Genomic DNA, 25,077 nt, shown 5'->3' with positions numbered 1-25,077 from the left:
CATGGCTTCTTCCCCTCCGTCGTCCTCCGCAGCCAAGGGTTCGCCCCGCTCGCTGTCGGGGTTGCGCCCCTTCCTTCGCCCCTACCGCGTGCAGATCGTCCTGGCGGGGGTCTTCCTGGTAATGGCGGCCGTCACGACGCTGGCGTTTCCTATCGCCCTGCGCAGCCTGATTGACGGCGGCTTGGTCAGCGCCGACAAGGGCGCGCAGACCATGGCGCTGCGCGAGCACTTCGGCGCCCTCTTCGCGGTGGCCGTGGCACTGGGCCTGTTTTCGGCCGCGCGCTTCTATACGGTGAGCTGGCTCGGCGAGCGCGTCACGGCCGACCTGCGCAACGCGGTCTACGGCCACGTGCTGCAGCAGAGCCCGGCCTTCTTCGAGACCACGCAGACCGGCGAGGTGCTGTCGCGCCTCACGGCCGACACCACGCTCGTGCAGACGGTCGTCGGCTCGTCACTGAGCATGGGCTTGCGCAACGCCGTCATGGGCGTGGGCGCGCTGGCGGTGCTGGTCTGGACCAACCCTTATGTGATGGTGCAGGTGCTGGGCATCCTGGTGCTGGTGGTGCTGCCGAGCATGTGGTTCGGCCGCCGCGTGCGCAAGCTGTCGCGTGCCAGCCAGGACCGCGTGGCCGACTCGAGCGCCATCGCGGCCGAGGTGCTGAACGCGATTCCCGTGGTGCAGAGCTACACGGCCGAAGGCCGCGAGGCCGACCGCTTCAACAGCTCGACTGAAAACGCCTTTCAGACCGCCGTGCGCCGCACGCGCGCGCGCTCGGTGCTCGTGGCTTTCATCATCATTGCCACCTCGGCCGCCCTGCTCTGGGGCCTGTACGAAGGCACGCAGGCCGTGCTGCGCGGCGACATCACCGCCGGCCACCTGGGTCAGACCGTGGTGTACGTGGCGATCCTGGCGAGCGCCACCGCGGTGCTCGGCGAGGTGTACGGCGACCTGCTGCGCGCGGCCGGCGCCACCGAGCGCCTGATGGAGCTGCTGCACGCGCCGACGGCCATCGCCTCACCCGCACGGCCGGCGGTCGCACCCGTTCCCGCCGCGGGCAGCGCCATCCGCTTCGACGCGATCACCTTCCACTACCCCTCGCGGCCGGGCACGCCGGCGCTGCGCGACTTCAGCCTGGACATCGCGCCAGGCGAAACCGTGGCGCTGGTGGGATCGAGCGGCGCGGGCAAGAGCACCGTGTTCCAGCTGCTGCTGCGCTACTACGACCCGCAGTCGGGCCGCATCGTGCTCGACGGCGCATCACTGGACGCACTCGCCCTGCACGACCTGCGCACCCGCATCGGCCTCGTGCCACAGGACGCGGTGATCTTCTCGGCCAGCGCCTTCGAGAACATCCGCTACGGCCGGCCCGAGGCCAGCGCCGATGAAGTGCACGCGGCGGCGCGCGCTGCCTTCGCGCACGACTTCCTGCAGGCCCTGCCCGAGGGCTACGACACCTTCCTGGGTGAACGCGGCGTGCGGCTGTCGGGCGGCCAGCGCCAGCGCATCGCCATCGCGCGGGCCATCCTGAAGAACCCGCCGCTGCTGTTGCTCGACGAAGCCACGAGCGCGCTCGATGCCGAGAGCGAACGCATGGTGCAGGCCGCGCTGGAATCGGCGATGGAAAACCGCACCACGCTCGTGATCGCCCACCGCCTGGCGACCGTGCAGAAGGCGGACCGCATCATCGTGCTGGACCACGGCGGCATCGTCGAACAGGGGACGCACGCGGCGCTGGTGGCGCAAGGCGGCGTGTACGCGCGGCTGGCCGCGCTGCAGTTCACGGCCTGAGCGGGCCCCGGACGGGCTCGTCGAGCCCGTCGGTTACTGCAGGGTTTCTTTGAGCGCCGCCGGGATCGGCAGCGCCATCACCGGAATGCCTTCGTCGAGCAATGCTTCGGTCTGCTCCGGCGTGGCCTGGCCTCGGATGCCGCGCTCGGCGGTTTCGCCGTAGTGCATCCTGCGCGCCTCGTCGGCGAAGCGGTCGCCGACGTCTTCGGTCTTGGCCAGCACTTCACGCACGGCGCGCATCCAACGGGCTTCGGGTGAAGTCGCGGTTGCGGATACTTGAGTGGATGGCGATGCAGGCGCCGACGGCGTGTGAGCCGCGTCGCGCCCTTCTTCCTTCGGCGCCTTGGCGTTGCTCAGGTTCAGGCGCGGCGCGCTCAGCAGCTTGACGATGGCGGTGTCGCCGCAGACCGGGCACTCGACCAAGCCGCTTGCGAGCTGGCTGTCGAACGCCTCGTTGGACGCGAACCAGCCCTCGAAGCCGTGGCCGTGCGTGCAGCGGAGATCGAGGACCTTCATGCGCGGATTATCCCGCGCCGCCTTGCGAGGCTGCGGCCTGCCAATCCAGTGCCCATGCGCCCGAGAGGACGTTCTGCAGCCACAGGGCGCAAGTGAGCGTCTTTGCGTCGGTCACGGTGCCGTCGCGGCACCAGCCAATGAGCTCCTGCGGCGTGGCAGTGAACACGTCGAGAAACTCGCCATGGTCGAGCTTGCGCTCGCCCAGCGAGAGGCCGCGTGCAAAGTAGATGTGGATGATCTCGGTCGAGTACGCCACTGCCAGGTGCGTGGCGCCGGCATGCGCCCATTCGCGCGCGGTGTAGCCGGTTTCTTCGAGCAGTTCGCGTTGGCCGCACAACAGCGGATCTTCGCCGGCGTCGAGCTTGCCCGCGGGAAACTCGACGATCACGCGATCCACCGGGTAGCGAAACTGGCGCTCCAGCACCACGCGGCCGTCGTCGAGCAACGGAATCACCACCACCGCACCCGGATGCACCACGTACTCGCGCGTCGCGCTGTGGCCGTCGGGCAGGCGGATGGTGTCTCGCTTGGCGTGCAGGAACTTGCCCTTGAAGAGCTCTTCGCTGCTGACGAGCGCTTCCTTCAGATGCGAATCGGCGATGGGAGAAGTCATGTCAGTGCCTGTGCTTCATCAGGTAGCGCCAGGTGAATCCCGGGAAGGCCAGCACGACGAACAGCGAGGCCGTCACCGCGTAGAACTCCCAGCCCTGGGGCGCGATCTGCCCTGCCCTGCGTTCGAACAGCAGGCCGATGCCGCCGGCAATGAAGTACAGCACCACCAGTTCGCCGAAGCGGATGGCGAGCGACTTGTGCTTGGCCGACAGCGGCACCGCTCCGAACAGGCGCTCATTCAGGAACGGCAGGTTGGCGGCCGCCAGGGCCACCAGCAGCACCACCCAGACCGATGCGGTTTGCGACACCTGTGCGGGCCGCGTCAGTGGGCCAGCGTGGCCGCGATGGCGTCGTAGCACAGCGTCATCAGACCGCCGGGCAGCACGCCAAGAATCAGGATCAGCGCGCCGTTGATCGTGAGCACGGTGCGCACGTCGAACGAGGCCGACACGGTGGTCGCCGTGACAGGCGCGTCGAAGTACATGACCTTGACCACGCGCAGGTAGTAGAAGGCGCCGATCAGCGACATGATCACGGCGAACACCGCCAGGCCGATGTAGATGGCGGCACCCGAGGCGATCAGCGCCTGCAGCACAGCCAGCTTCGCGTAGAAGCCGACCAGCGGCGGCAGGCCGGCCAGCGAGAACATCGCGATGGCCATCACGCCGGCGTAAAGCGGGCTGCGCTGGTTGAGGCCGGCCAGGTCGGTGATCTCTTCGCTTTCGAAGCCTTCGCGCGCCAGCAGCAGGATGATGCCGAAGCTCGCCAGCGTGGTCAGCACGTAGGTGATGACGTAGAACATCGAGGCGCTGTAGGCGGCCTGCGCGTTCTGCGTGCCCTGCTGGTCGGAACCTGCCACCAGGCCCAGCAGCATGAAGCCCATCTGCGCGATGGTCGAGTAGGCCAGCATGCGCTTGAGGTTGCTCTGCGCAATGGCGGCCAGGTTGCCGATCACCAGCGAGGCGATCGCCAACACGGCGAGCATCTGCTGCCAGTCGATGGCCAGGGGCTGCAGGCCGTCAACCAAGAGGCGGATGATGATGCCGAAGGCAGCCAGCTCGGGCGCGGCACCGATCAGCAGCGTGACCGCCGTCGGCGCGCCCTGGTAGACGTCGGGCACCCACATGTGGAACGGTGCAGCACCGACCTTGAAGGCCAGGCCCGCCACGATGAAGACCAGGCCGAACACCAGCACCTGGTGGTTCACCTTGCCGGTCGAGATCGCCTTGAAGACTTCGTTCAGGTCGAGCGAGCCGGTCGCGCCGTACATCATCGACAGGCCGTACAGCAGGAAGCCGCTGGCCATGGCGCCGAGCACGAAGTACTTCATGGCGGCTTCGCTGGCCACCGCGTTGTCGCGGCGCAGGGCCACGAGCGCGTAGCTCGACAGTGTGAGCAATTCGAGGCCGAGGTAGATCAGCAGGAAGTTGCTGCCACCGATCATCACGAACATGCCCAGCAGCGCCAGCATGCTGATCGTGAACAACTCGCCGCCGCGCAGCATCTCGCGGTCGGCCGCGTAGGGACGGCCGTAGACCAGCGTCACCATCAGGGCGAGCGAGGCGAAGCACTTGAGCCAGTTGCCCATCGAGTCGCTCACCACCATGCCGCCGAAGCCGTAGGCGGTCTTGCCGCCGACAGCGGCCAGGCCCGTGAGCACAGCCACGGCCGCCAGCGTGAGCAGCGTCAGGATGTAGGTGCGAGTGCGGCGCGGGCTCGTGTCCGACAGGTCGACCAGCGCAATGATGCAGGCCATGACCAGCAACACGATTTCGGGGTAGATCGTCACCCAGCTGAGTTTGTCAATCATCTCGTTCTCTTCTTCAGCGTGGCATCAGACGGGCAGCTTCGAAATCGCCACGTGGCGCAGAAGCTCGACGACGGAGGCATCCATCGCGTCGGTGAAAGGCTTCGGGTACAGGCCCATCCAGAGCACCGCGATCGCCAGCAGCGACAGCATCAGGAACTCGCGGGCGTTGATGTCCTTCAGTTCCTTGACGTGGTCGTTGGCGACCGGGCCCAGGTACACGCGCTTGTACATCCACAGGGTGTAGGCGGCACCGAAGATCAGTGCGGTGGCAGCGCCAAGACCGATCCAGAAGTTGGCCTTCACGGCGCCCAGGATCACCATCCACTCGCCCACGAAACCGGCGGTGCCCGGCAGGCCGCAGTTGGCCATGGCGAACAGCAGCGCGAACGCGGCGAACTTGGGCATGGTGTTGACCACGCCGCCGTAGTCGGCGATCTGGCGCGAGTGCACGCGGTCGTACAGCACGCCGATGCCCAGGAACATCGCGCCCGAGACGAAGCCGTGGGCAATCATCTGCACGATGCCGCCGGACACGCCGAGCTCGTTGAAGATGAAGAAGCCCAGCGTCACGAAGCCCATGTGAGCGACCGACGAGTACGCCACCAGCTTCTTCATGTCCTGCTGCACCAGCGCAACGAGGCCCACGTAGATCACGGCAATGAGCGACAGCGCGATCATGAGCCACGCCCATTCGTGCGAAGCGTCAGGCGCGATGGGCATCGAGAAGCGCAGGAAACCGTAGGCACCGAGCTTCAGCATGACCGCGGCCAGCACGGCCGAACCGCCCGTGGGGGCCTCGACGTGCACGTCGGGCAGCCAGGTGTGGACCGGCCACATCGGCACCTTGACGGCGAAGGCCGCGAAGAAAGCGAAGAACAGGAAGGTCTGCGCGGTCGAACCCAGTGGCAGCTTGTGCCAGCTCAGGATGTCGAAGCTGCCGCCCGACTTGTTGTACAGGAAGATCAGCGCGACCAGCATCATCAGCGAGCCGAGCAGCGTGTACAGGAAGAACTTGAACGCCGCGTAGATCTTGTTCGGGCCGCCCCAGATGCCGATGATCAGGTACATCGGGATCAGCGTGGCTTCGAAGAACACGTAGAACAGGATGCCGTCGAGCGCGGAGAACACGCCGATCATGAAACCCGACAGGATCAAGAACGCGCCCATGTACTGGTTCACGCGCTCGGTGATCACTTCCCAGGCCGAGATCACGACCACGACCGTGATGAACGAGGTCAGCAGCACCAGCCACAGCGACATGCCGTCGATGCCCAGGTGGTAGTTGACGTTGAAGCGCGAGATCCAGCTCGTCTTCTCGACGAACTGCATCGCGGCGGTTCCGTTCTGGAAGCGCATGAACAGCGGCACCGTGACCAGGAAGCTCACGATGGCACCGACGAGCGCGACCCAGCGCACGCCCTTGGCGTGCTCGTCGCGGCCAAACGCCAGCAGCGCGGCGCCGAATGCGATCGGCACCCAGATGGCAAGGCTCAACAAACCCATTTTTCTTTTTCTCCAGCGTTCGGGCTCAACGTTTGAACCAGACGAAGTACGTCATCAGGATGAAGATGCCCAGCAGCATCGCAAAGGCGTAGTGGTAGATGAAGCCCGTCTGCAGCCAGCGGATGACACCTGCGACGCGCCCCACCACCTTCCAGGACCCGTTGACGATCGTGCCGTCGATCAGGCCTTGGTCACCGCCCTTCCACAGGCCGGTACCGAGCATGCGGGTACCGCGGGCAATGACGTTCTCGTTGAACCAGTCCATGTAGTACTTGTTCTCGAGCAGACGGTAGACCGGGCCGAACGTCCGCTTGATGGCGGCCGGCAGCGCCGGGTTCATCATGTACATGTAGTACGAGAGCGCCACGCCGGCCAGCGCCAGCCAGAACGGTGCGGTCTGCAGGCCGTGGATCGCCATGGCGACCGGGCCGTGGAAAGCTTCCTTCAGCTCGCCCATCGCGTGGTGCTTGGCACCATCGACAAAGATCGCGTCCTTGAAGAAGCTGCCGAACAGCATCGGGTCGATGGTCATGAAGCCGATCACCACCGAGGGGATCGCCAGCAGCACCAGCGGCAGCCAGACCACCATCGGCGATTCGTGCGGCTTGTGGGCATCGTGGCCATGGCCATGGCCGTGATCGTCGTGACCATGGGCATCGTGCGCATGGTCGTCATGGTGCGCATCGGGGTTCTGGTCGTAGCGTTCCTTGCCGTGGAAGACCAGGAAGTACATGCGGAACGAGTAGAACGCCGTCACGAACACGCCGGCCAGCACCGCGTAGTAGGCGAACTGCGCGCCCCACAGGTGGCTTTCGTGCACGGCCTCGATGATGCTGTCCTTCGAGTAGAAGCCCGAGAAAAGCGGCGTACCGATGAGCGCGAGCGACCCCAGCAGCGAGGTGATCCAGGTGATGGGCATGTACTTGCGCACGCCGCCCATCCAGCGGATGTCCTGGTTGTGGTGCATGCCGATGATCACCGAGCCCGCGCCGAGGAACAGCAGCGCCTTGAAGAAGGCGTGCGTCATCAGGTGGAACACCGCGACCGAGTAGGCCGAGGCACCGAGCGCCACCGTCATGTAGCCGAGCTGCGAGAGCGTCGAGTACGCGACCACGCGCTTGATGTCGTTCTGGATGATGCCCAGGAAGCCCATGAACAGCGCGGTGATGGCACCGATCACGAGGATGAAGCTCAGGGCCGTGTCGCTCAGCTCGAACAGCGGCGACATGCGCGCCACCATGAAGATGCCGGCCGTCACCATGGTCGCCGCGTGGATCAGCGCCGAGATGGGGGTCGGGCCTTCCATCGAGTCGGGCAGCCACACGTGCAGCGGGAACTGGGCGCTCTTGCCCATCGCGCCGATGAACAGGCAGATGCAGATCACCGTGATGAGCATCCACTCGGTGCCCGGGAAGGTGATGCCGGCCAGCATGTTGGCCTTGGCGAAGGCTTCGGTGTAGTTCAGCGTGCCTGCATAGGCGGCAATCAGGCCGATGCCCAGGATGAAGCCGAAGTCGCCCACGCGGTTGACCAGGAAGGCCTTCATGTTCGCGAAGATGGCCGTGGGCTTGTTGAACCAGAAGCCGATCAGCAGGTACGACACCAGGCCCACCGCTTCCCAGCCGAAGAACAGCTGGAGCATGTTGTTGCTCATGACGAGCATCAGCATCGAGAAGGTAAAGAGCGAGATGTACGAGAAGAAGCGGTTGTAGCCGTCGTCTTCTTCCATGTAGCCGATGGTGTAGATGTGGACCATCAGTGACACGAAGGTCACGACGCACATCATCATGGCCGTGAGGCCGTCGACCAGGAAGCCGACTTCCATCTTCAGGCCGCCGACGATCATCCACTCGTAGAGCGTCTGGTTGAAGCGGGCACCGTCGACGATGACCGACTTCAGCGTCAGCGCCGAGATCACGAAGGCGACGAACACGCCCAGGATGGTCAGCGAATGCGTGACCTTGCGGCCGATGTGGTTGCCGCCGAACTTCGTGCCGAACAGGCCGGCAAGTGCGGCGCCGACCAGGGGTGCCAGCGGCACGGCCAGCAAGGTGGATGCGGAAAGGGTTGCGCTCATACTGCTGTCAACCCTTGAGCGAGTTGAGTTCGTCGACGTTGATGCTCGACTTGTTGCGGAACAACAGGACCAGCAACGCGAGGCCGATGGCCGATTCGGCCGCCGCCACCGTCAGGATGAAGAACACGAAGATCTGGCCGTGCATGTCGCCCAGGTAGTGCGAGAAGGCCACGAAGTTCATGTTGACCGCGAGCAGCATCAGCTCGATGGCCATGAGCAGCACGATCAGGTTCTTGCGGTTCAGGAAGATGCCGATCACCGACAGCGCGAAGAGCATCGCGCCGAGCGAGAGAAAGTGTCCGAGCGTGATCGTCATGCCTTGTTTTCCTTTGCAGCATCCGCTGCCGGGGCCTCAACCACCGGCTCGGCCGCACGCGTGACGGGCATCTGCACGATGCGCACGCGGTCACGCGCCTTCACGCGCACCTGGTCCGACGGGTTGACGTACTTGCTGTCCTTGCGGGTGCGCAGCGTCAGTGCAATGGCGGCAATGATGGCCACCAGCAGGATGACCGCGGCGATTTCCAGCGGATAGAGGTATTCGGAATACAGCAGCTTGCCGAGCTCGAGCGTGTTCGAGCTGTTGGGCGAGGTCGTCGCCATGGCGCGCGGGCCTTCGCCCAGGCGGAAGCCGCCCATGAGCACGGCCGCCATTTCGAGCGCAATGAGCGCGCCCACGCCTGCGGCCAGCGGGAAATGCTTCCAGAAGCCCTCTCGCAGGCCGTCGACGTCGATGTCCAGCATCATCACGACGAACAGGAAGAGCACCATCACGGCGCCGACGTACACGAGCACCAGTGCGATCGCGAGGAACTCGGCACGCAGCAGCAGCCAGATGGCCGAGGCCTGGAAGAAAGCCAGCACCAGGTACAGCGCGGCGTACACGGGGTTGCGGGAAGTGATGACGCGGAAGGCTGCAAACAGCAGCACCGCGGCAAAGAGATAGAACAGACCGGTCTTGACGTCCATTGGAATTCGATTGGTACGGGTTTCGAGCGGAGCCGGCTCAGCGGTACTTGGCGTCGGCCGCCTTGTTCGCCGCGATTTCTTTTTCGTAGCGGTCGCCCACGGCCAGCAGCATGTCCTTGGTGAAGTACAGGTCGCCGCGTTTTTCGCCGTGGTATTCGAAGATGTGCGTCTCGACGATCGAATCGACCGGGCAGCTCTCTTCGCAGAAGCCGCAGAAGATGCACTTGGTCAGGTCGATGTCGTAGCGCGTGGTGCGGCGCGAGCCGTCGTCACGCACGTCGGATTCGATGGTGATGGCCAGCGCGGGGCACACGGCCTCGCACAGCTTGCAGGCGATGCAGCGCTCTTCGCCGTTCTCGTAGCGGCGCAGCGCGTGCAGGCCGCGGAAGCGCGGCGACAGCGGCGTCTTCTCTTCGGGGAACTGAACGGTGATCTTGCGCGCGAACGCGTACTTGCCCGTGATGGCCAGGCCCTTGAACAGCTCGAACAGCATGAAGCTGCCCAGGAAGTCCTTGAGCGAGAACGGGGCGGAGGCCAGCTTGGAGGAGCGCGAGAGTCCCCCGGCGGTATGTGAAGCAGTCATGATGTCGTCGCTTCCTGCTTATTTCCAGATGTTGAACGGCGTCTGCATCCAGCCACCGACCACGACCAGCCACACCAGGGTGACGGGAATGAAGATCTTCCAGCCCAGACGCATGATCTGGTCGTAACGGAAGCGAGGGAACGTCGAGCGCACCCACAGGAACATGGTGACCACGCAGAAGGTCTTGAGGCCCAGCCAGATCCAGCCCGGAATGAAGCTCAGGAACTCGAACGGCGGCAGCCATCCGCCGAGGAACAGGATGACGGTCAGGATCGAGACCAGCCACATGTTGGCGTACTCGGCCAGGAAGAACATCGCGAAGCTCATGCCCGAGTACTCGATCATGTGGCCGGCCACGATTTCGGACTCGCCTTCCACCACGTCGAACGGGTGACGGTTGGTTTCGGCCAGGCCCGAGATGAAGTAGACGACGAAGATCGGCAGCAGCGGCAGCCAGTTCCACGACAGGAAGCCGATGCCCAGGTCCTGGAACATGCCCTTGCCCTGCACCGTCACGATGTCGGACATGTTCAGGCTGCCGGTGACCATCAGCACCACGACGAAGCAGAAGCCCATCGCGATTTCGTAGCTCACCATCTGTGCCGAGGCACGCAGCGCACCCAGGAAGGCGTACTTCGAGTTCGAGGCCCAGCCGGCGATGATCACGCCGTACACCTCGAGCGAGGTGATGGCCATCACGAACAGCAGGCCGGCGTTGATGTTGGCCAGCGCCACATCAGGGCCGAAGGGAATCACGGCCCATGCGGCGAGCGCCGGCATGATGGTCATGATCGGGCCGAGCAGGAACAAGCCCTTGTTGGCGACCGTCGGAAGGATGATTTCCTTGGTCATCAGCTTGAGCGCGTCGGCGATCGGCTGCAGCAGGCCCAGCGGCCCGGTGCGGTTCGGGCCCACGCGGATCTGCGTGAAGCCGATGGCCTTGCGTTCCCACAGCGTGAGGTACGCCACGGCACCCATCAGCGGAATCACGACGACGATGATCTTGATCAGCGTCCAGATCACCGGCCAGACAACGGCGGTCCACCAGCCTGCGGCAACCAGCCCCAGGCCGAAGCCATGAATGGAATCGATCATGCCAGTGCCTCCTCGGCCTGAGCCGGCGCACCCGGTGCGGTCGATGCGTTGCGCGCGTCGGCCGTCAGTTGCAGCGATGGTGCGCGACGCACGATCGAGTCGAGCTGGTAGATGCTCGCGACCACGGGTGCGGCCACGGCGCCGCTAACCGCGACGGCCTTGGCGGACGTGGCATTGCTCAGCGCGTTCGCCGGCACGGTGCCCTTGTCACCCACGGTGGCGAGCACCTCGGCGGTCGATTCGAAGGCGAAGCCCGGCAGGCCGAGCAGGTTCGCCAGCACGCGCAGCACCTTCCACGCCGGACGCGTTTCGCCTTGCGGCTTCACGACGGCATGGAAACCTTGCAGGCGGCCTTCGGCATTGACGAAGGTGCCGGGCGTTTCGGTGAACGGGGCGATGGGCAGCAGCACGTCGCTGAACGCGAGGTTGGCCTTGAAGGGGCTCAGCGTGACCACCATCTGCGCATTGCCGATGACATCGGCGGCGGCAGCGCCGGCGGCCGAGTCGAACACCGGCTCGGTGTTCAGCAGCAGCACGGCCTTGAGGCCGGAGCCGGCGGCGAGCATGCGGCCGGCATCGAGGCCGCCGTTCTGCGGGAAGGCGCCCACGAGCTGTGCGCCCACGGTGTTGCCCGCTTCGGTCAGGTAGCCGACGGTGGCGCCGGTCTGTGCGCCGATCCAGTTCGCGAGGGCCAGCAGGCTGCTGGCTTGCGCGTGGTGCGCGGCGGCATTGCCGAGCAGGATCGCCTTGCGTTCGCCGCTCAGCAGCGAGGCTGCGATGGCTTGCGCGGCCGCGTCGGGCGCGTTCTTCGGTGCCAGCGGTGCGGCAGCGCCATTGGTCTGGGCGATGGCAGCGGCGACTGCGGCCAGCGCCTCGACCCACTGGTCGGCTTCGACGATCGATGCTTGCGCCACGTCGATGGCCCAGGCACCGCGGTCGGCCATGAGGCTGGACGAGGTGATCACCGACAGCGCGGCGCCCTTGCGCACGGCCTGGCGGATGCGCTGCGCGAACAGCGGGTGTTCCTTGCGCAGGTTGGAGCCGACGACCAGCGCGCGCTGCACTTGCGTGAGCGAGGCGATCGAGGTGCCGAGCCAGCGCACGCCTTCGAAGGCCGAGAACTCGGCGTTGCGCAGGCGGTAGTCGATGTTGTCGCTGCCGAGTTCACGCGTGAGCATGGCGGCGAGCTGCAGCTCTTCGAGCGTGCTGTGCGGGCTGACCAGCGTGCCGATGCTTTGCGCACCGTGGTCGGTCTTGATCTGCTTGAGGCCGTTGGCGACGTATTCGAGCGCCGTCTGCCAGTCGACCTGCTGCCACTGGCCGCCCTGCTTCAGCATGGGCTGCGTCAGGCGTTCCGTGCCGTTGAGCGCTTCGTACGAGAAGCGGTCGCGGTCGGCGATCCAGCATTCGTTGACGTCTTCGTTCTCGAGCGGCACCACGCGCATCACGCGGTTGTTCTTGACCTGGACGATCAGGTTGGCACCGGTGGAGTCGTGCGGGCTCACTGACTTGCGGCGCGACAGTTCCCAGGTGCGGGCGCTGTAGCGGAACGGCTTGCTCGTGAGCGCGCCGACCGGGCAGATGTCGATCATGTTGCCCGACAGCTCGGAGTCGACCGAGTCGCCGAGGAAGGTTTCGATTTCGGAGTGCTCGCCGCGGTGCGACATGCCGAGCTCCATCACGCCGGCCACTTCCTGGCCGAAACGGACGCAGCGCGTGCAGTGGATGCAGCGGCTCATTTCTTCCATGCTGATCAGCGGGCCGACGTCCTTGTGGAACACGACGCGCTTTTCTTCTTCGTAACGCGAAGAAGAACCGCCGTAGCCCACGGCCAGATCCTGCAACTGGCATTCACCGCCCTGGTCGCAGATGGGGCAGTCGAGCGGGTGGTTGATCAGCAGGAACTCCATGACGGACTGCTGGGCCTTGATGGCCTTGTCGCTCTTGGTGCGAACGATCATGCCCTGCGTGACGGGCGTGGCGCAGGCCGGCATCGGCTTGGGCGCCTTTTCCACGTCGACCAGGCACATGCGGCAGTTGGCCGCGATGCTGAGTTTCTTGTGATAGCAGAAGTGCGGAATGTAGGTGCCCGCCTTTTCGGCCGCATGCATCACCATGCTGCCTTCGGTCACTTCGACCTTCTTGCCGTCGAGTTCGATTTCGATCATGTCTGTGTTTCTTCTCGCACTCAGGCCTTGACGGGCGCCGTCGGGACGTGGCCCGGAATCAGGGCCTCGAACTCATGGCGGAAGTGCTTGATCATGGCGCGCACGGGCATGGCCGCCGCATCGCCGAGCGCACAGATGGTGCGGCCCATGATGTCGCCGGCCACGGAGTCCAGCAGCTGCATGTCGCTGGGCTTGCCCTGTCCGTTGTGGATGCGGTCCACCACGCGGTAGAGCCAGCCCGTGCCTTCGCGGCAGGGGGTGCACTGGCCGCAGGACTCGTGCATGTAGAAGTACGAGAGGCGCTTGAGCGACTCGACCATCGAGCGGCTGTCGTCCATGACGATCACCGCGCCCGAGCCCAGCATGGAGCCAGCCTTGGCGATGGAGTCGTAGTCCATGGTGCAGGCCATCATGATGTCGGCCGGCAGCACCGGGGACGACGAGCCGCCGGGAATCACGGCCTTGAGCGTGCGGCCCTTGCGCACGCCGCCGGCCAGTTCGAGCAGCTTGGAGAACGGCGTGCCCATCGGCACTTCGTAGTTGCCGGGCAGCTCGACGTCACCGCTCACCGAGTAGATCTTGGTGCCGCCGTTGTTCGGCTTGCCGCACTCGAGGTAGGCCGGACCGCCGTTGCGGATGATCCAGGGCACCGCCGCGAAGGTCTCGGTGTTGTTGATGGTGGTCGGCTTGCCGTACAGGCCGAAGCTCGCCGGAAACGGCGGCTTGAAGCGCGGCTGGCCCTTCTTGCCTTCGAGCGATTCGAGCAGCGCGGTCTCTTCGCCGCAGATGTAGGCACCGAAGCCGTGGGCGGCGTGCAACTGGAAGTTGTACGTGCTGCCCATGATCTTGTCGCCGAGGTAGCCGGCGGCTCGCGCCTCTTCGAGGGCGGACTCGAAGCGGTCGTAGCTCTGGAAGATCTCGCCGTGGATGTAGTTGTAGCCCACGCTGATGCCCATCGCATACGCGGCGATGGCCATGCCTTCGATCACGATGTGCGGGTTGAACTGCAGGATGTCGCGGTCCTTGCACGTGCCGGGCTCGCCTTCGTCCGAATTGCAGACGAGGTACTTCTGGCCCGGGAACTGGCGGGGCATGAAGCTCCACTTCAGGCCGGTCGGGAAGCCCGCGCCGCCACGGCCACGCAGGCCCGAAGCCTTCACTTCGGCGATCACCTGGTCGGGCGTGAGGCCCTCGGTGAGGATCTTGCGCAGCGCCTGGTAGCCGCCGCGCGCTTCGTAGTCGGCCAGATGCCAGTTGGTGCCGTCGAGGCCTGCATAGATCTGAGCGCCGATGTGGCGGTCATGGAAGCAGGTCTGGACACCGGTGGCCTGGAATTGCGAGAGAACCTGTTCGGGCGTCATCACGAAGCCTCCCCTGGCTTGGCACTGCGCAAACCGTCGATGAGCTGGTCGAGCTTGTCGTTGCTCATGAAGCTGCACATGGTGCGGTCGTTGACCAGCATCACGGGCGAATCGGCGCAGGCGCCGAGGCATTCGCTCTGCTGCAGCGTGAACAGGCCGTCGGGCGTGGTCTCGCCCATCTTGATGCCGAGCTTCTTCTCGAGATGAACCAGCGCGGTCACACCATCGCGCAGCTGGCACGGCAGGTTGGTGCACACGTTGAGCTTGAACTTGCCCACCGGATGCTGGTTGTACATGTTGTAGAAGGTCGTCACTTCGTGCACGGCGATGGGCGCCATGCCGAGGTAGGCGGCGATCTCGCGCTCGCGCTGCACGCTCACGAAGCCTTCGTCCTGCTGGACGATGGCGAGGCAGGCCATCACGGCCGACTGCTTTCCGGCTTCGGGGTACTTCGCGACCTCGCGCGCAAAGCGCTCGAGGATGGCGGCCTTCAACGGCGCCGAAGGCACCGCGTCATGGTGATGGGTTGAGGAAGTCGTCATTCGCTCTTTCTCACCTGTCGATTTCGCCGAACACGATGTCCATCGTGCCGATCACCGCGACAGCGTCGGCGATCATGTGGCCGCGCGACATTTCGTCGAGGGCAGCGAGGTGCGGGAAGCCCGGGGCGCGGATCTTCAGGCGGTACGGCTTGTTGGCGCCGTCGCTCACGAGATAGATGCCGAACTCGCCCTTGGGGTGCTCGACGGCGGCATACGCTTCGCCTTCGGGCACGTGGAAGCCTTCGGTGAAGAGCTTGAAATGGTGGATCAGCTCCTCCATGTTCGCCTTCATCGATTCGCGCGCAGGCGCGGCGACCTTGTGGTTGTCGGTGATGACCGGGCCTTGATTCACACGCAGCCATGCCGAGCACTGCTGGATGATCTTGTTGGCCTGGCGCATTTCTTCCACACGCACGAGGTAGCGGTCGTAGCAGTCGCCGGTCTTGCCCACGGGCACGTCGAACAGCATCTGGTCGTAGACGTCGTAGGGCTGCTTCTTGCGCAGGTCCCATTCGACGCCCGAGCCACGCAGCATCGGGCCGGTGAAACCGAGGTTCAGCGCGCGCTCCGGCGTGACCACGCCGATGCCTACGGTGCGCTGCTTCCAGATGCGGTTGTCGGTGAGCAGCGTCTCGTACTCGTCGACCATCTTCGGGAAGCGCTTGCAGAAGTCGTCGATGAAGTCGAGCAGCGAACCCTGGCGGTTCTCGTTCAGGCGCTCGATCGCCTTCGCGTTCTTGATCTTGCTGACCTTGTACTGCGGCATCGAATCCGGCAGGTCGCGGTAGACGCCGCCCGGACGGAAGTACGCCGCGTGCATGCGCGCGCCGGACACGGCCTCGTACATGTCGAACAGGTCTTCACGCTCGCGGAAGCAGTAGATGAGCATGTTCATCGCACCGCAGTCGAGACCGTGCGCACCCAGCCACAACAGGTGGTTCAGCAGGCGGGTGATCTCGGCGAACATCACGCGGATGTACTGCGCGCGGATCGGCACATCCAGGCCCATCATCCGCTCGATGGCGAGGCAGTAGGCGTGCTCGTTGGACATCATCGACACGTAGTCGAGGCGGTCCATGTAGGGCAGCGACTGGATGAAGGTGCGCGATTCGGCGAGCTTCTCGGTCGCGCGGTGCAGCAGGCCGATGTGGGGGTCGGCACGCTGGATCACTTCGCCGTCCAGCTCGAGCACCAGGCGCAGCACGCCGTGTGCTGCGGGGTGCTGGGGACCGAAGTTGAGTGTGTAGTTCTTGATTTCGGCCATATCTGTCAGTGCAAACCGCCGCCGTAGTTGTCTTCGCGGATCACGCGCGGCGTGATTTCGCGCGGCTCGATCGAGACCGGCTGGTAGACCACGCGCTTCTGCTCTTCGTCGTAGCGCATTTCGACGTGCCCCGACACCGGGAAGTCCTTGCGGAACGGGTGGCCGATGAAGCCGTAGTCGGTCAGGATGCGGCGCAGGTCGTCGTGGCCGTCGAACACGATGCCGTACAGATCGAAGGCTTCGCGCTCGAACCAGGTGGCGGCGCTCCAGACGGGCTGGAGCGAATCGACCACGGGCAGGTCTTCATTCGGCGCGAACACCTTCAGGCGCACGCGCTGGTTGAGGCTCACGGAAAGCAGGTGCGAGACGACGCAGTAGCGCTCGCCCTGCCACTCGCCTTCGCGGTAGTCGGAATAGTCCATGCCGCAGAGGTCGATCAGCTGTTCGAAACGGCAGCCGGGCGCATCGCGCAGCAGCCGTGCCACATCGATGTAGTCGGCGGCGCTGACCACGACGGTCACTTCTTCGAGCGCGAGCGTCACGCTCTTGGCCTTGGCGCCGAGAGCCTCGGCGATCGTGGCGCGCAGCACCTCCGGCGAAATTGCAAAGTCAGTCATCGTCGGCAATCTCTCAGGCGCGGGCAATGGTGTTGGTGCGGCGAATCTTCTGCTGCAGCTGGATCACGCCGTACAGCAGTGCTTCAGCGGTGGGCGGGCAACCCGGCACGTAGACGTCGACCGGCACGATGCGGTCGCAGCCACGCACCACGGAATAGCTGTAGTGGTAGTAGCCGCCGCCGTTCGCGCAGGAGCCCATCGAGAGCACCCAACGCGGCTCGGGCATCTGGTCGTAAACCTTGCGCAACGCCGGCGCCATCTTGTTGCACAGCGTGCCGGCCACGATCATCAGATCGGACTGACGCGGGCTGGGGCGGAACAACATGCCGAAACGGTCGATGTCGTAGCGGGCAGCGCCCGCGTGCATCATTTCGACCGCACAGCATGCGAGGCCGAACGTCATCGGCCAGAGAGATCCGGTCTTCGCCCAGTTCACGACCGAGTCGTAGGTCGTGGTGACGAAGCCTTCTTTGAGAACGCCTTCAATGGCCATCGTGTTGCTTCCTTGTCATTCCCAGTCGAGCGCGCCTTTTTTCCACTCGTAGACAAAGCCCACGACGAGGATGGCGAGAAAGATCATCATGGCCCAGAAGCCAACAGCGCCGATTTCCTTGAGCGCAATGGCCCACGGAAAGAGAAAGGCAATTTCGAGATCGAAGAGGATGAAGAGAATCGCGACGAGGTAATAGCGCACGTCGAACTTCATGCGCGCATCCTCGAAGGCCTCGAAGCCGCACTCGTAAGGCGCGTTCTTCGCAGCGTTGGGCCGATTGGGCCCAAGGATGTATCCGATGACTTGCGGGGCGACGCCTACGCCGACCCCGACCAAAATGAACAAAAGGACGGGAAGGTAGGAATCGAGGTTCATCGAGAAATTTTCACCGCTTGCCACCGACAGAAGAGCCTCTGGATAGAGATCTTCTGCCGGTGAGATTTGGTGCGGTCGGCGAGACTCGAACTCGCACAGCTTTCGCCACTACCCCCTCAAGATAGCGTGTCTACCAATTTCACCACGACCGCGGTTTTAAACTGTCCAGATGGCATGAGGTGCCGGTGAGGCATTTGGCTTTCTGAACAGATTTAGAGTTTACCCTGAAATGAAGCCGTTTCTCACAGACGGCTGCATGAAAACAACCTGATTACTTGGCCGGAATCTGACCGGCGCCCGAAACGGGCGCCGCGGGCGCCGAAGCGGCCTTCGCAGGTGCTGCTGCAGAGGGGATTTCGCCCGCAGCGCCAGTCGCAGGAGCGGCCGGTGCAGCAGGCGTACCCACGGCTGCGCGCTCCAACAGGCTGCCACCGCCCGCAGGACGTGCGTGGCTGAAGTAGGCCAGCAGCAGCGTGCAAGCAAAGAACACCGCAGCCAGCACGGCCGTCGTGCGCGAGAGGAAGTTGGCACTGCCGCTGGCACCGAACAGGCTGCCTGCACTGCCGCTGCCGAAGGCCGCGCCCATGTCGGCACCCTTGCCGTGCTGGATCAGGATCAGGCCGATCATGGCCAGCGCCGACAGCATTTGCACGCCGACCAAAAGATTGAGGACCACGTTCATTCGTTCTTACTCCTAAGTGATGGCTGCCGTTGCCGCGATCAGCGTGCAGCGGCAGAAATGATCTGCAGAAAGTCGGGCGCCTTGAGCGAGGCGCCACCGATGAGGCCGCCGTCGATGTCGACCTGCGCCAGCAGTTCGGCGGCATTCGCCGCGTTCATGCTGCCGCCGTACAGAATCTTGATGCCCGCGGCGTGTTCGCTCGCCGCATGGTGCAGTTGCGCACGCAGCACGGCATGCACCGCCTGCGCCTGCTCCGGCGAGGCCGTCTTGCCCGTGCCGATGGCCCAGACCGGCTCATAGGCCACGACGATCTCGCTGATGCAATGGCCGTTCAGATGGATCACCGCAGCCAGCTGACGCTTGACGACCTCTTCGGTCTGCCCTGCTTCGCGCTGTGCGAGCGTCTCACCCACGCAGACGATTGGCGTGATGCCGTTCGCCAGCGCCGCCGCCGTCTTGGCCGCCACCACGTCGTCGGTTTCGCCGTGGTACTGGCGACGCTCCGAATGACCGACGATGGCATAGCGCACACCGAAGTCCTTCAGCATCGCCGCCGACTGCTCGCCGGTGAACGCGCCTTGCGGATGCGCCGAGATGTCCTGCGCACCAAGCGCCAGCGACGGCGTGTCCGCCAGCAGCGATTGCAGCTGGGCAAAGTACGGCGCAGGCGCACACAGTGCAACACCGCAAGCCGCGGGGCTGGTTGCCAGCCCTTGCTGCAGGGCCTTCACCAGCGCCTCGTTGGCGGCCAGGCCGCCATTCATCTTCCAGTTGCCGGCAATCAGTTTCTTGAAGGTTGTCATCGCGTTGTTCGTCTCACCAAGTCAGCACGATCTTGCCGATGTGCTGGTTCGATTCCATCAGGGTGTGCGCCTGGGCCGCGCCGCTGGGCTCACCCGCTGCCGCATAGGTGCTGTGGATCACGGGCTTGACCGCGCCGCTTTCGAGCAGCGGCCAGACCTTCTCGCGCAGCGCCTTGGCAATGGCGCCCTTGAACGCCACCGGCCGCGGACGCAGCGTCGAGCCGGTGATCGTGAGCCGCCGACGCAGCACGAGGCCCGCGTTGATCTCGCTCTTCACACCGCCCTGCACTGCAATGATCACGAGCCGGCCGTCTTCGGCCAGGCATTCGATCTCGCGCGCCACGTAGTCGCCGGCCACCATGTCGAGCACCACATCCACGCCCTTGCCGCCCGTGAGCTGCTTCGCCACTTCGACGAAATCGCTCGTGCGGTAGTTGATCGCGTGGTCGGCGCCGAGCTTCAGGCAGGCTTTGCACTTGGCGTCGCTGCCGGCCGTGACGATCACGGTCGCGCCCAGCGCCTTGGCGATCTGGATCGCCGTGACGCCGATGCCACTCGAGCCGCCCTGGATCAGCAGGGTCTCGCCCTTCTGCAGGCGGCCGCGCTCGAACACATTGCTCCAGACGGTGAAGAAGGTTTCGGGCAGCGAGGCCGCCTCGATATCGCTCCAGCCCTTGGGCACCGGCAGGCATTGCGCCACAGGCGCCACGCACAGTTCGGCGTAGCCACCACCGGCCACCAGCGCGCACACGCGGTCGCCGACCTTGAAGCCCGCATCGGCCAACGCCTTGGCGTCGCCCGACACGATCTCGCCGGCCACTTCAAGGCCCGGCAGATCGGAAGCGCCCGGCGGCACGGGGTAATGCCCCATCCGCTGCAGCACGTCCGGGCGATTGACGCCGCTGGCCGCCACGCGGATCAGGAGCTCGCCCTCGCCGGCGACCGGGTCGGGACGCACAGCGACGCGCAGCACCTCGGGGGCGCCGTACGAAGTGATCTCAATGGCTTTCATGGGGTCTCCGAGACTCGGATGCCCGCACGGGGGCGGGCATCATTGGCTGTCCACGAGAGGCGACGGCACCAGGCCGTCGCGCCTCACTGCTTACTCCTGCGGTTCGCGCGGAGCTTGCTGCTGCGACTCGCCGGCGGGCTGCTGTTGCTGCTCGCCGCGGGGCTGTTGCTGCTGGTCGTTGAAGCGCGGTGCGCGCTCGCCACGATCACCACCACGGTCGCCGCCGCGATCGCCGCGGTCCGAACGCTCACGGCGGTCGCCGCCACGGTCACCGCGATCGCCGCGGTCTTCACGCGGCGGGCGCTCGCTGTATTCCATGCCGGCCGGACGCTCGGTCAGGGCCTTCATGGACAGCTTGACGCGGCCCTTTTCGTCCGTCTCGAGAACCTTGACCTTCACGATCTGGCCTTCGCTCAGGTAGTCGGTCACCTTCTCGACGCGCTCGTGCGCGATCTGGCTGATGTGCAGCAGCCCGTCCTTGCCGGGCAGCAGGTTGATGAGCGCGCCGAAGTCCAGGATCTTGGTGACCGGGCCTTCGTAGACCTTGCCGATTTCGACTTCAGCGGTGATCTGCTCGATGCGGCGCTTGGCGAACTCTGCCTTTTCCGGATCGGTCGAGGCGATGGTGATGGTGCCGTCTTCGTCGATGTTGATCGTCGTGCCGGTTTCTTCCTGCAGGCCACGGATGACCGAGCCGCCCTTGCCGATCACGTCGCGGATCTTTTCCGGATTGATCTTCAGCGTGGTCAGGCGCGGTGCGAAGCTGGAAACTTCGGCCTTGGCCTCGCCCATCGCTTCTTGCATCTTGCCCAGGATGTGCATGCGCGCCTCCTTGGCTTGCGCCAGTGCGACCTGCATGATTTCCTTGGTGATGCCCTGGATCTTGATGTCCATCTGCAGCGCGGTGATGCCGTTGGTCGTGCCAGCCACCTTGAAGTCCATGTCGCCCAGGTGATCTTCATCGCCCAGGATGTCGGTCAGCACCGCGAAGCGGTTGTCTTCCTTGATCAGGCCCATGGCGATACCGGCCACGTGCGCCTTCATGGGCACGCCGGCGTCCATCATCGAGAGGCAACCGCCGCAGACCGAAGCCATCGACGAGGAGCCGTTCGACTCGGTGATTTCCGACACGACGCGAACCGTGTACGGGAATTCTTCCTTGGTTGGCAGCACGGCGACGAGCGCGCGCTTGGCCAGACGGCCGTGGCCGATTTCGCGGCGCTTGGTCGAGCCCATGCGGCCCACTTCGCCGGTGGCAAAGGGAGGCATGTTGTAGTGGAACAGGAAGCGGTCTTCGTACTCGCCGGCCAGCGCGTCGATGCGCTGTGCGTCGCGTTCGGTGCCCAGCGTGGTGATGACCAGCGCCTGCGTTTCACCGCGCGTGAACAGGGCCGAGCCGTGGGTGCGGGGCAGCACCGAGTTGCGGATTTCGATGGGACGCACGGTGCGCGTGTCGCGGCCGTCGATGCGGGGTTCACCCGACAGGATCTGGCTGCGAACGATCTTCGATTCGATCGAGAACAGCAGGTCGTTGACCTTGCCGGCGTCGAAAGGCTCGCCGCTTTCCTTCAGCGATGCCATCACGCTGGCATTGGCTTCGCGCAGGGCTTGCGTGCGGGCTTGCTTGCTGCGAATTTGATAGACAGCGCGCAGCTTTTCTTCGGCCAGGCCCTTGACCTTGGCGACGAAGGCCTCGTCTTCGGCAGGTGCTTGCCAGTCCCACACCGGCTTGCCGGCGTCGCGCACGAGGTCATGGATCGCGTTGATCGCGATGTTGGCTTGTTCGTGGCCGAACACCACGCCGCCGAGCATGATTTCTTCGCTCAGTTGCTGGGCTTCGGACTCGACCATCAGCACGGCAGCTTGCGTGCCGGCGACGACGAGGTCCATCTGCGAATCCTTGCGGGCCGTCTGACCCGGATTCAGCACGTACTGGCCGTTGATGTAGCCCACGCGGGCGGCACCGATCGGGCCGCTGAACGGGATGCCGGAGATCGACAGAGCGGCGCTCACGCCGATCATGGCGGCGATGTCGGCGTCGACTTCAGGGTTCAGCGACACGGTGTGGATCACCACGTGCACTTCGTTCAGGAAACCTTCGGGGAACAGCGGGCGGATCGGGCGGTCGATCAGGCGGCTGGTCAGGGTTTCATGCTCGCTGGGCTTGGCTTCGCGCTTGAAGAAGCTGCCGGGGATCTTGCCCGCGGCGTAGGTCTTCTCGATGTAGTCGACGGTCAGCGGGAAGAAATCTTGACCCGGCTTGGCCGACTTGGAGGCAACCACGGTCGCCAGGATCACGGTGCCGTCGATGTCGACCAGCACGGCGCCATTGGCCTGACGGGCGACTTCGCCCGTTTCCATGACGACAGTCTTGTCGCCCCATTGGAAGGACTTGGTGATTTTGTTGAAGAGGCTCATTTTTGCTCCTATTTTGACAGCGAATCACACAGGACTCGCAAGGGTCGGAGGCTGCTCAGAACACGATGCCATTCCAGCGAAGCTCGGGGCGAACTTCATTGGAATGACACAGCTTCGCTCTGTTGGGCACTCCGAAAGTGGATCGCGAAGTAAAAAACGCCTGAGCTAGCGGACTAACCCAGGCGTTTTTTCATGCGATTCGAATTACTTGCGCAGACCCAGCTTGGCGATCAGCGCGGTGTAACGCTCGGCGTCCTTGGACTTGAGGTAGTCGAGGAGCTTGCGACGGCGGCTGACCATGCGCAGCAGGCCGCGACGACCGTGGTGGTCCTTGGCGTGCGTCTTGAAGTGGGGGGTCAGCTCGTTGATACGGGCGGTCAGCAGTGCGACTTGCACTTCAGGGCTACCGGTGTCGTTGGCTGCACGGGCGTTGTCCTTGACAACTTCGGCCTTGATGGAGGCTGCGATCATGTTGAATTTCCTTGTTCCGGGATGTTTGACTTGCGGTGAGCACTGGAACTGCCCTCACCGTGCGCCTTGCGGCATGCAAAGCTTTGGGAGTATACATCGGCCGGCTTGACCGCTCCTTCCCGCCGCCTTCCGTCGAGTGAAACCAGCCCCACGGCCCCCAGCACGCAGGCGGCGCCGGCGATCTGAGGCCACCCCACCGCCTCCCCCAGCCACCACGCGGCCAGGACCAGGGCCGACACCGGCATCAGCGCCGTGAACAGCGCCGCCTCGGCGCCCCGCAGCCGGGCGGCGCCCGCATACCAGAGCAGGAAGCCCGCCACCGTCGGCACGAGCGCGTAGTAGGCGACGCCAGCCAACGCCTCGGCCGGCACCGGCTGACGCCAGGCACGCTCCAGCAGCGCCGGAACCACAGACAGCAGCAGCCCCAGCGCGACCATCGCCGTCGATTGAACCAGCGGCGCCAGCGGCACGCGCAGCCGCTTGTTGAGCAGGATGAACAGCGACTCGAGCGCCACCGCGCCCAACACCAGCAGGTTGCCGAGCAGCGCGGTCGGCGTGCGCTCGCCGCCCTCCCCACCCGGGCGCAGCGTGATCGCCAGCACACCCAGGCTCGCGAGCACGATTCCCCCGATCAGATAACGCCCCGGCCGTTCGCGCAGCGCCAGCACGGCCACCAGCGCGGCCATGGCCGGCAGCGTGCCGGTCACCACGCCCGCATCGGCGGCGGGTGCCCAGCGCACACCCAGGATCAGCAACACCGTGTAGCCGACGCTGCCCGCCGCCGCCTGGCACAGCAGCAGCACCGCGTCGTGGCGGTCGGGACGCGGCCAACGGGCGCGCATGAACCACATGAGCGCCGCAAAGACGGGCAGCGCCAGCCCAAAGCGCAGCGCGGTCGCCGTGAACGGCGGCAGGCCGCTCGCGATGAGCTTGCTCGCGACCACCGTGCTGCCGACAGTGACCATCGCGAGCGCGCACAGCCACATTCCCTTGCTTCGTTCCGACATGTTTCTTCGCCTTCCGATTGCGTTGGCAACCACAAAGGCGCGAGCGTCTCCCACCGAGGCGTCGGCGGTCTTGAACGAAATTGCAGGGAGGAAGGAAGGGAAGGATTCAGCCGCAGCGCGCCGCCGCATACGCCCCGGGCGTGAAGCCCAGGAAGCGCACGAAGGCCCGCGTCATGTGGCTCTGGTCAGCGAAGCCCGCGTCGGCGGCGGCATCGGCCAGCGCCCGGCCCTGCACGATCAGCCGGCGGGCGCGCGACAACCGGCACTGTTGCAGCCAGGCATGCGGCGGTAAGCCGAAGGCAGCCGCAAAGCCACGCAGCAGTTGATAGCGGCTCAGGCCCGCGTCGCGCGCGAGTTCGGCGAGCGTGGGCGCATGGATGCAGTCGTCGGCGATACGAGCACGCGCGCGTTCCATCGCTGCCGGCGCCACACGTTGCGCTGACTCCAGGTCCCGCGCGCCAGGCGCATCGCGCAGCAGTTGCAGCACGCCCTGCTCCAGCGCCAGCACGTCGTCGCCTTCGACAACGGCCGTGAACAGTCGATCAAAGCCCCGCCGCAGCGCCGGATCACTCAACACCGGCCGTGTCAGCTCGAACCCCGGCGACACACCGTCCGACAGCAGCGCAGGCGCCAGATGCAGCATCCGCCAGGCCCGCGCTTCGCCGCGCATCGCGACACCGTCATGCACCTCGCCCGGATTGACCGTGATGACGTCGCCACGCACCGCCTCGACCGCGCCGCGCCCGCTGGCCGAGCGTTGCCCGCCGCGGTCCATCACGCCGATGCCGAACACGTCGTGCATGTGGCGCGGAAAGCTGCGGTCCGATTCGGCCGCGATCGCCTGCAGGCCCGGCAGCGCCGATCCGCGGATGCGCACGGCATCGACGGGCGCGGACCTCGATGCCATGCC

Annotated in this window: 25 protein-coding genes and 1 tRNA gene; 1 reads left to right on the top strand and 25 read right to left on the bottom strand. The window is 65.2% G+C overall.

The features are described 5' to 3' along the window. Position 1 precedes the first annotated feature (1 nt). Positions 2–1,789 (top strand): ABC transporter transmembrane domain-containing protein, encoded by a 1,788-nt coding sequence (locus CY658_RS08590; protein WP_101489714.1) that lies wholly within the window; start codon positions 2–4, stop codon positions 1,787–1,789. Between the two features lie 33 nt (positions 1,790–1,822). Here the strand turns inward: CY658_RS08590 and CY658_RS08585 are convergent, their stop codons facing one another. From CY658_RS08585 to CY658_RS08465, 25 genes are all read right to left on the bottom strand, one after another. Beyond that, a complete protein-coding gene (locus CY658_RS08585; protein WP_101489713.1) occupies positions 1,823–2,305 on the bottom strand; it encodes a DUF1178 family protein in 483 nt (160 codons plus the stop codon). Positions 2,306–2,312: 7 nt separating this feature from the next. Next, on the bottom strand, positions 2,313–2,918 hold the full coding sequence (locus CY658_RS08580; RefSeq protein WP_101489712.1) for an NUDIX domain-containing protein: 606 nt from the start codon (positions 2,916–2,918) through the stop codon (positions 2,313–2,315). Position 2,919: 1 nt separating this feature from the next. Then, a complete protein-coding gene (locus CY658_RS08575) occupies positions 2,920–3,225 on the bottom strand; it encodes a DUF2818 family protein (protein WP_101489711.1) in 306 nt (101 codons plus the stop codon). A 14-nt stretch (positions 3,226–3,239) separates the two neighbouring features. Next, complete coding sequence (nuoN, locus tag CY658_RS08570; RefSeq protein WP_099791003.1) at positions 3,240–4,727, bottom strand: NADH-quinone oxidoreductase subunit NuoN; 1,488 nt, start codon at positions 4,725–4,727, stop codon at positions 3,240–3,242. 24 nt (positions 4,728–4,751) lie between these two features. Beyond that, complete coding sequence (locus CY658_RS08565; protein ID WP_101489710.1) at positions 4,752–6,230, bottom strand: NADH-quinone oxidoreductase subunit M; 1,479 nt, start codon at positions 6,228–6,230, stop codon at positions 4,752–4,754. Between the two features lie 25 nt (positions 6,231–6,255). After that, complete coding sequence (nuoL, locus tag CY658_RS08560; protein WP_101489709.1) at positions 6,256–8,307, bottom strand: NADH-quinone oxidoreductase subunit L; 2,052 nt, start codon at positions 8,305–8,307, stop codon at positions 6,256–6,258. 7 nt (positions 8,308–8,314) lie between these two features. Next, the gene (nuoK, locus tag CY658_RS08555; RefSeq protein WP_099791009.1) at positions 8,315–8,623 is read right to left on the bottom strand and encodes an NADH-quinone oxidoreductase subunit NuoK; all 309 of its coding nucleotides are present in this window, start codon (positions 8,621–8,623) and stop codon (positions 8,315–8,317) included. Beyond that, a complete protein-coding gene (locus CY658_RS08550; RefSeq protein WP_099791011.1) occupies positions 8,620–9,276 on the bottom strand; it encodes an NADH-quinone oxidoreductase subunit J in 657 nt (218 codons plus the stop codon). Before CY658_RS08550 ends, nuoK begins: the two co-directional genes overlap by 4 nt. A 37-nt stretch (positions 9,277–9,313) precedes the next feature. Next, positions 9,314–9,859, bottom strand: a complete 546-nt coding sequence (gene nuoI, locus CY658_RS08545; RefSeq protein WP_101489708.1) for an NADH-quinone oxidoreductase subunit NuoI — start codon at positions 9,857–9,859, stop codon at positions 9,314–9,316. A gap of 18 nt (positions 9,860–9,877) precedes the next feature. Beyond that, positions 9,878–10,954, bottom strand: coding sequence for an NADH-quinone oxidoreductase subunit NuoH (nuoH, locus tag CY658_RS08540; RefSeq protein ID WP_101489707.1), 1,077 nt, complete (start codon positions 10,952–10,954; stop codon positions 9,878–9,880). Continuing rightward, positions 10,951–13,122, bottom strand: a complete 2,172-nt coding sequence (gene nuoG, locus CY658_RS08535; RefSeq protein WP_101489706.1) for an NADH-quinone oxidoreductase subunit NuoG — start codon at positions 13,120–13,122, stop codon at positions 10,951–10,953. The genes nuoH and nuoG overlap by 4 nt, the downstream gene beginning before the upstream one ends. 20 nt (positions 13,123–13,142) lie before the next feature. After that, a complete protein-coding gene (gene nuoF, locus CY658_RS08530) occupies positions 13,143–14,483 on the bottom strand; it encodes an NADH-quinone oxidoreductase subunit NuoF (RefSeq protein WP_101489705.1) in 1,341 nt (446 codons plus the stop codon). Continuing rightward, entirely contained in the window at positions 14,483–15,025 is a 543-nt protein-coding gene (locus tag CY658_RS08525) for an NADH-quinone oxidoreductase subunit NuoE family protein (RefSeq protein ID WP_101489704.1), read from the bottom strand. Before CY658_RS08525 ends, nuoF begins: the two co-directional genes overlap by 1 nt. A gap of 10 nt (positions 15,026–15,035) precedes the next feature. Beyond that, a complete protein-coding gene (locus CY658_RS08520) occupies positions 15,036–16,289 on the bottom strand; it encodes an NADH-quinone oxidoreductase subunit D (RefSeq protein WP_101489703.1) in 1,254 nt (417 codons plus the stop codon). A gap of 5 nt (positions 16,290–16,294) precedes the next feature. Continuing rightward, positions 16,295–16,906, bottom strand: coding sequence for an NADH-quinone oxidoreductase subunit C (locus CY658_RS08515; RefSeq protein ID WP_101489702.1), 612 nt, complete (start codon positions 16,904–16,906; stop codon positions 16,295–16,297). Positions 16,907–16,919: 13 nt separating this feature from the next. Beyond that, positions 16,920–17,399: a NuoB/complex I 20 kDa subunit family protein gene (locus CY658_RS08510; protein WP_007837763.1), complete on the bottom strand. Its 480-nt coding sequence runs from the start codon at positions 17,397–17,399 to the stop codon at positions 16,920–16,922. A 15-nt stretch (positions 17,400–17,414) separates the two neighbouring features. Continuing rightward, positions 17,415–17,774 (bottom strand): NADH-quinone oxidoreductase subunit A, encoded by a 360-nt coding sequence (locus tag CY658_RS08505; RefSeq protein WP_099791025.1) that lies wholly within the window; start codon positions 17,772–17,774, stop codon positions 17,415–17,417. Positions 17,775–17,841: 67 nt separating this feature from the next. Further along, a tRNA-Leu gene (locus CY658_RS08500) sits at positions 17,842–17,926 on the bottom strand. 119 nt (positions 17,927–18,045) lie between these two features. Further along, positions 18,046–18,456 carry a preprotein translocase subunit SecG gene (secG, locus tag CY658_RS08495; protein ID WP_101489701.1) on the bottom strand — a complete coding sequence of 137 codons (411 nt, stop codon included), beginning with the start codon at positions 18,454–18,456 and terminating at the stop codon, positions 18,046–18,048. Positions 18,457–18,494: 38 nt separating this feature from the next. After that, on the bottom strand, positions 18,495–19,259 hold the full coding sequence (gene tpiA, locus CY658_RS08490; RefSeq protein WP_101489700.1) for a triose-phosphate isomerase: 765 nt from the start codon (positions 19,257–19,259) through the stop codon (positions 18,495–18,497). Between the two features lie 13 nt (positions 19,260–19,272). Continuing rightward, positions 19,273–20,271: an NAD(P)H-quinone oxidoreductase gene (locus CY658_RS08485; RefSeq protein WP_101489699.1), complete on the bottom strand. Its 999-nt coding sequence runs from the start codon at positions 20,269–20,271 to the stop codon at positions 19,273–19,275. Between the two features lie 90 nt (positions 20,272–20,361). Continuing rightward, positions 20,362–22,689 carry a polyribonucleotide nucleotidyltransferase gene (gene pnp / locus CY658_RS08480; protein ID WP_101489698.1) on the bottom strand — a complete coding sequence of 776 codons (2,328 nt, stop codon included), beginning with the start codon at positions 22,687–22,689 and terminating at the stop codon, positions 20,362–20,364. A gap of 204 nt (positions 22,690–22,893) precedes the next feature. Then, positions 22,894–23,160, bottom strand: a complete 267-nt coding sequence (rpsO, locus tag CY658_RS08475) for a 30S ribosomal protein S15 (protein ID WP_056579564.1) — start codon at positions 23,158–23,160, stop codon at positions 22,894–22,896. Next, entirely contained in the window at positions 23,157–24,167 is a 1,011-nt protein-coding gene (locus CY658_RS08470) for a DMT family transporter (RefSeq protein WP_101489697.1), read from the bottom strand. Before CY658_RS08470 ends, rpsO begins: the two co-directional genes overlap by 4 nt. 106 nt (positions 24,168–24,273) lie before the next feature. Next, positions 24,274–25,074 carry an AraC family transcriptional regulator gene (locus tag CY658_RS08465; RefSeq protein WP_101489696.1) on the bottom strand — a complete coding sequence of 267 codons (801 nt, stop codon included), beginning with the start codon at positions 25,072–25,074 and terminating at the stop codon, positions 24,274–24,276. Between the last annotated feature and the right edge of the window lie 3 nt (positions 25,075–25,077).

The organism is Variovorax sp. RO1, assembly GCF_002849325.1.
In the GTDB taxonomy this organism is placed as follows: Bacteria; Pseudomonadota; Gammaproteobacteria; order Burkholderiales; family Burkholderiaceae_C; genus Variovorax.
This window is presented reverse-complemented; position numbering and strand designations above follow the sequence as displayed.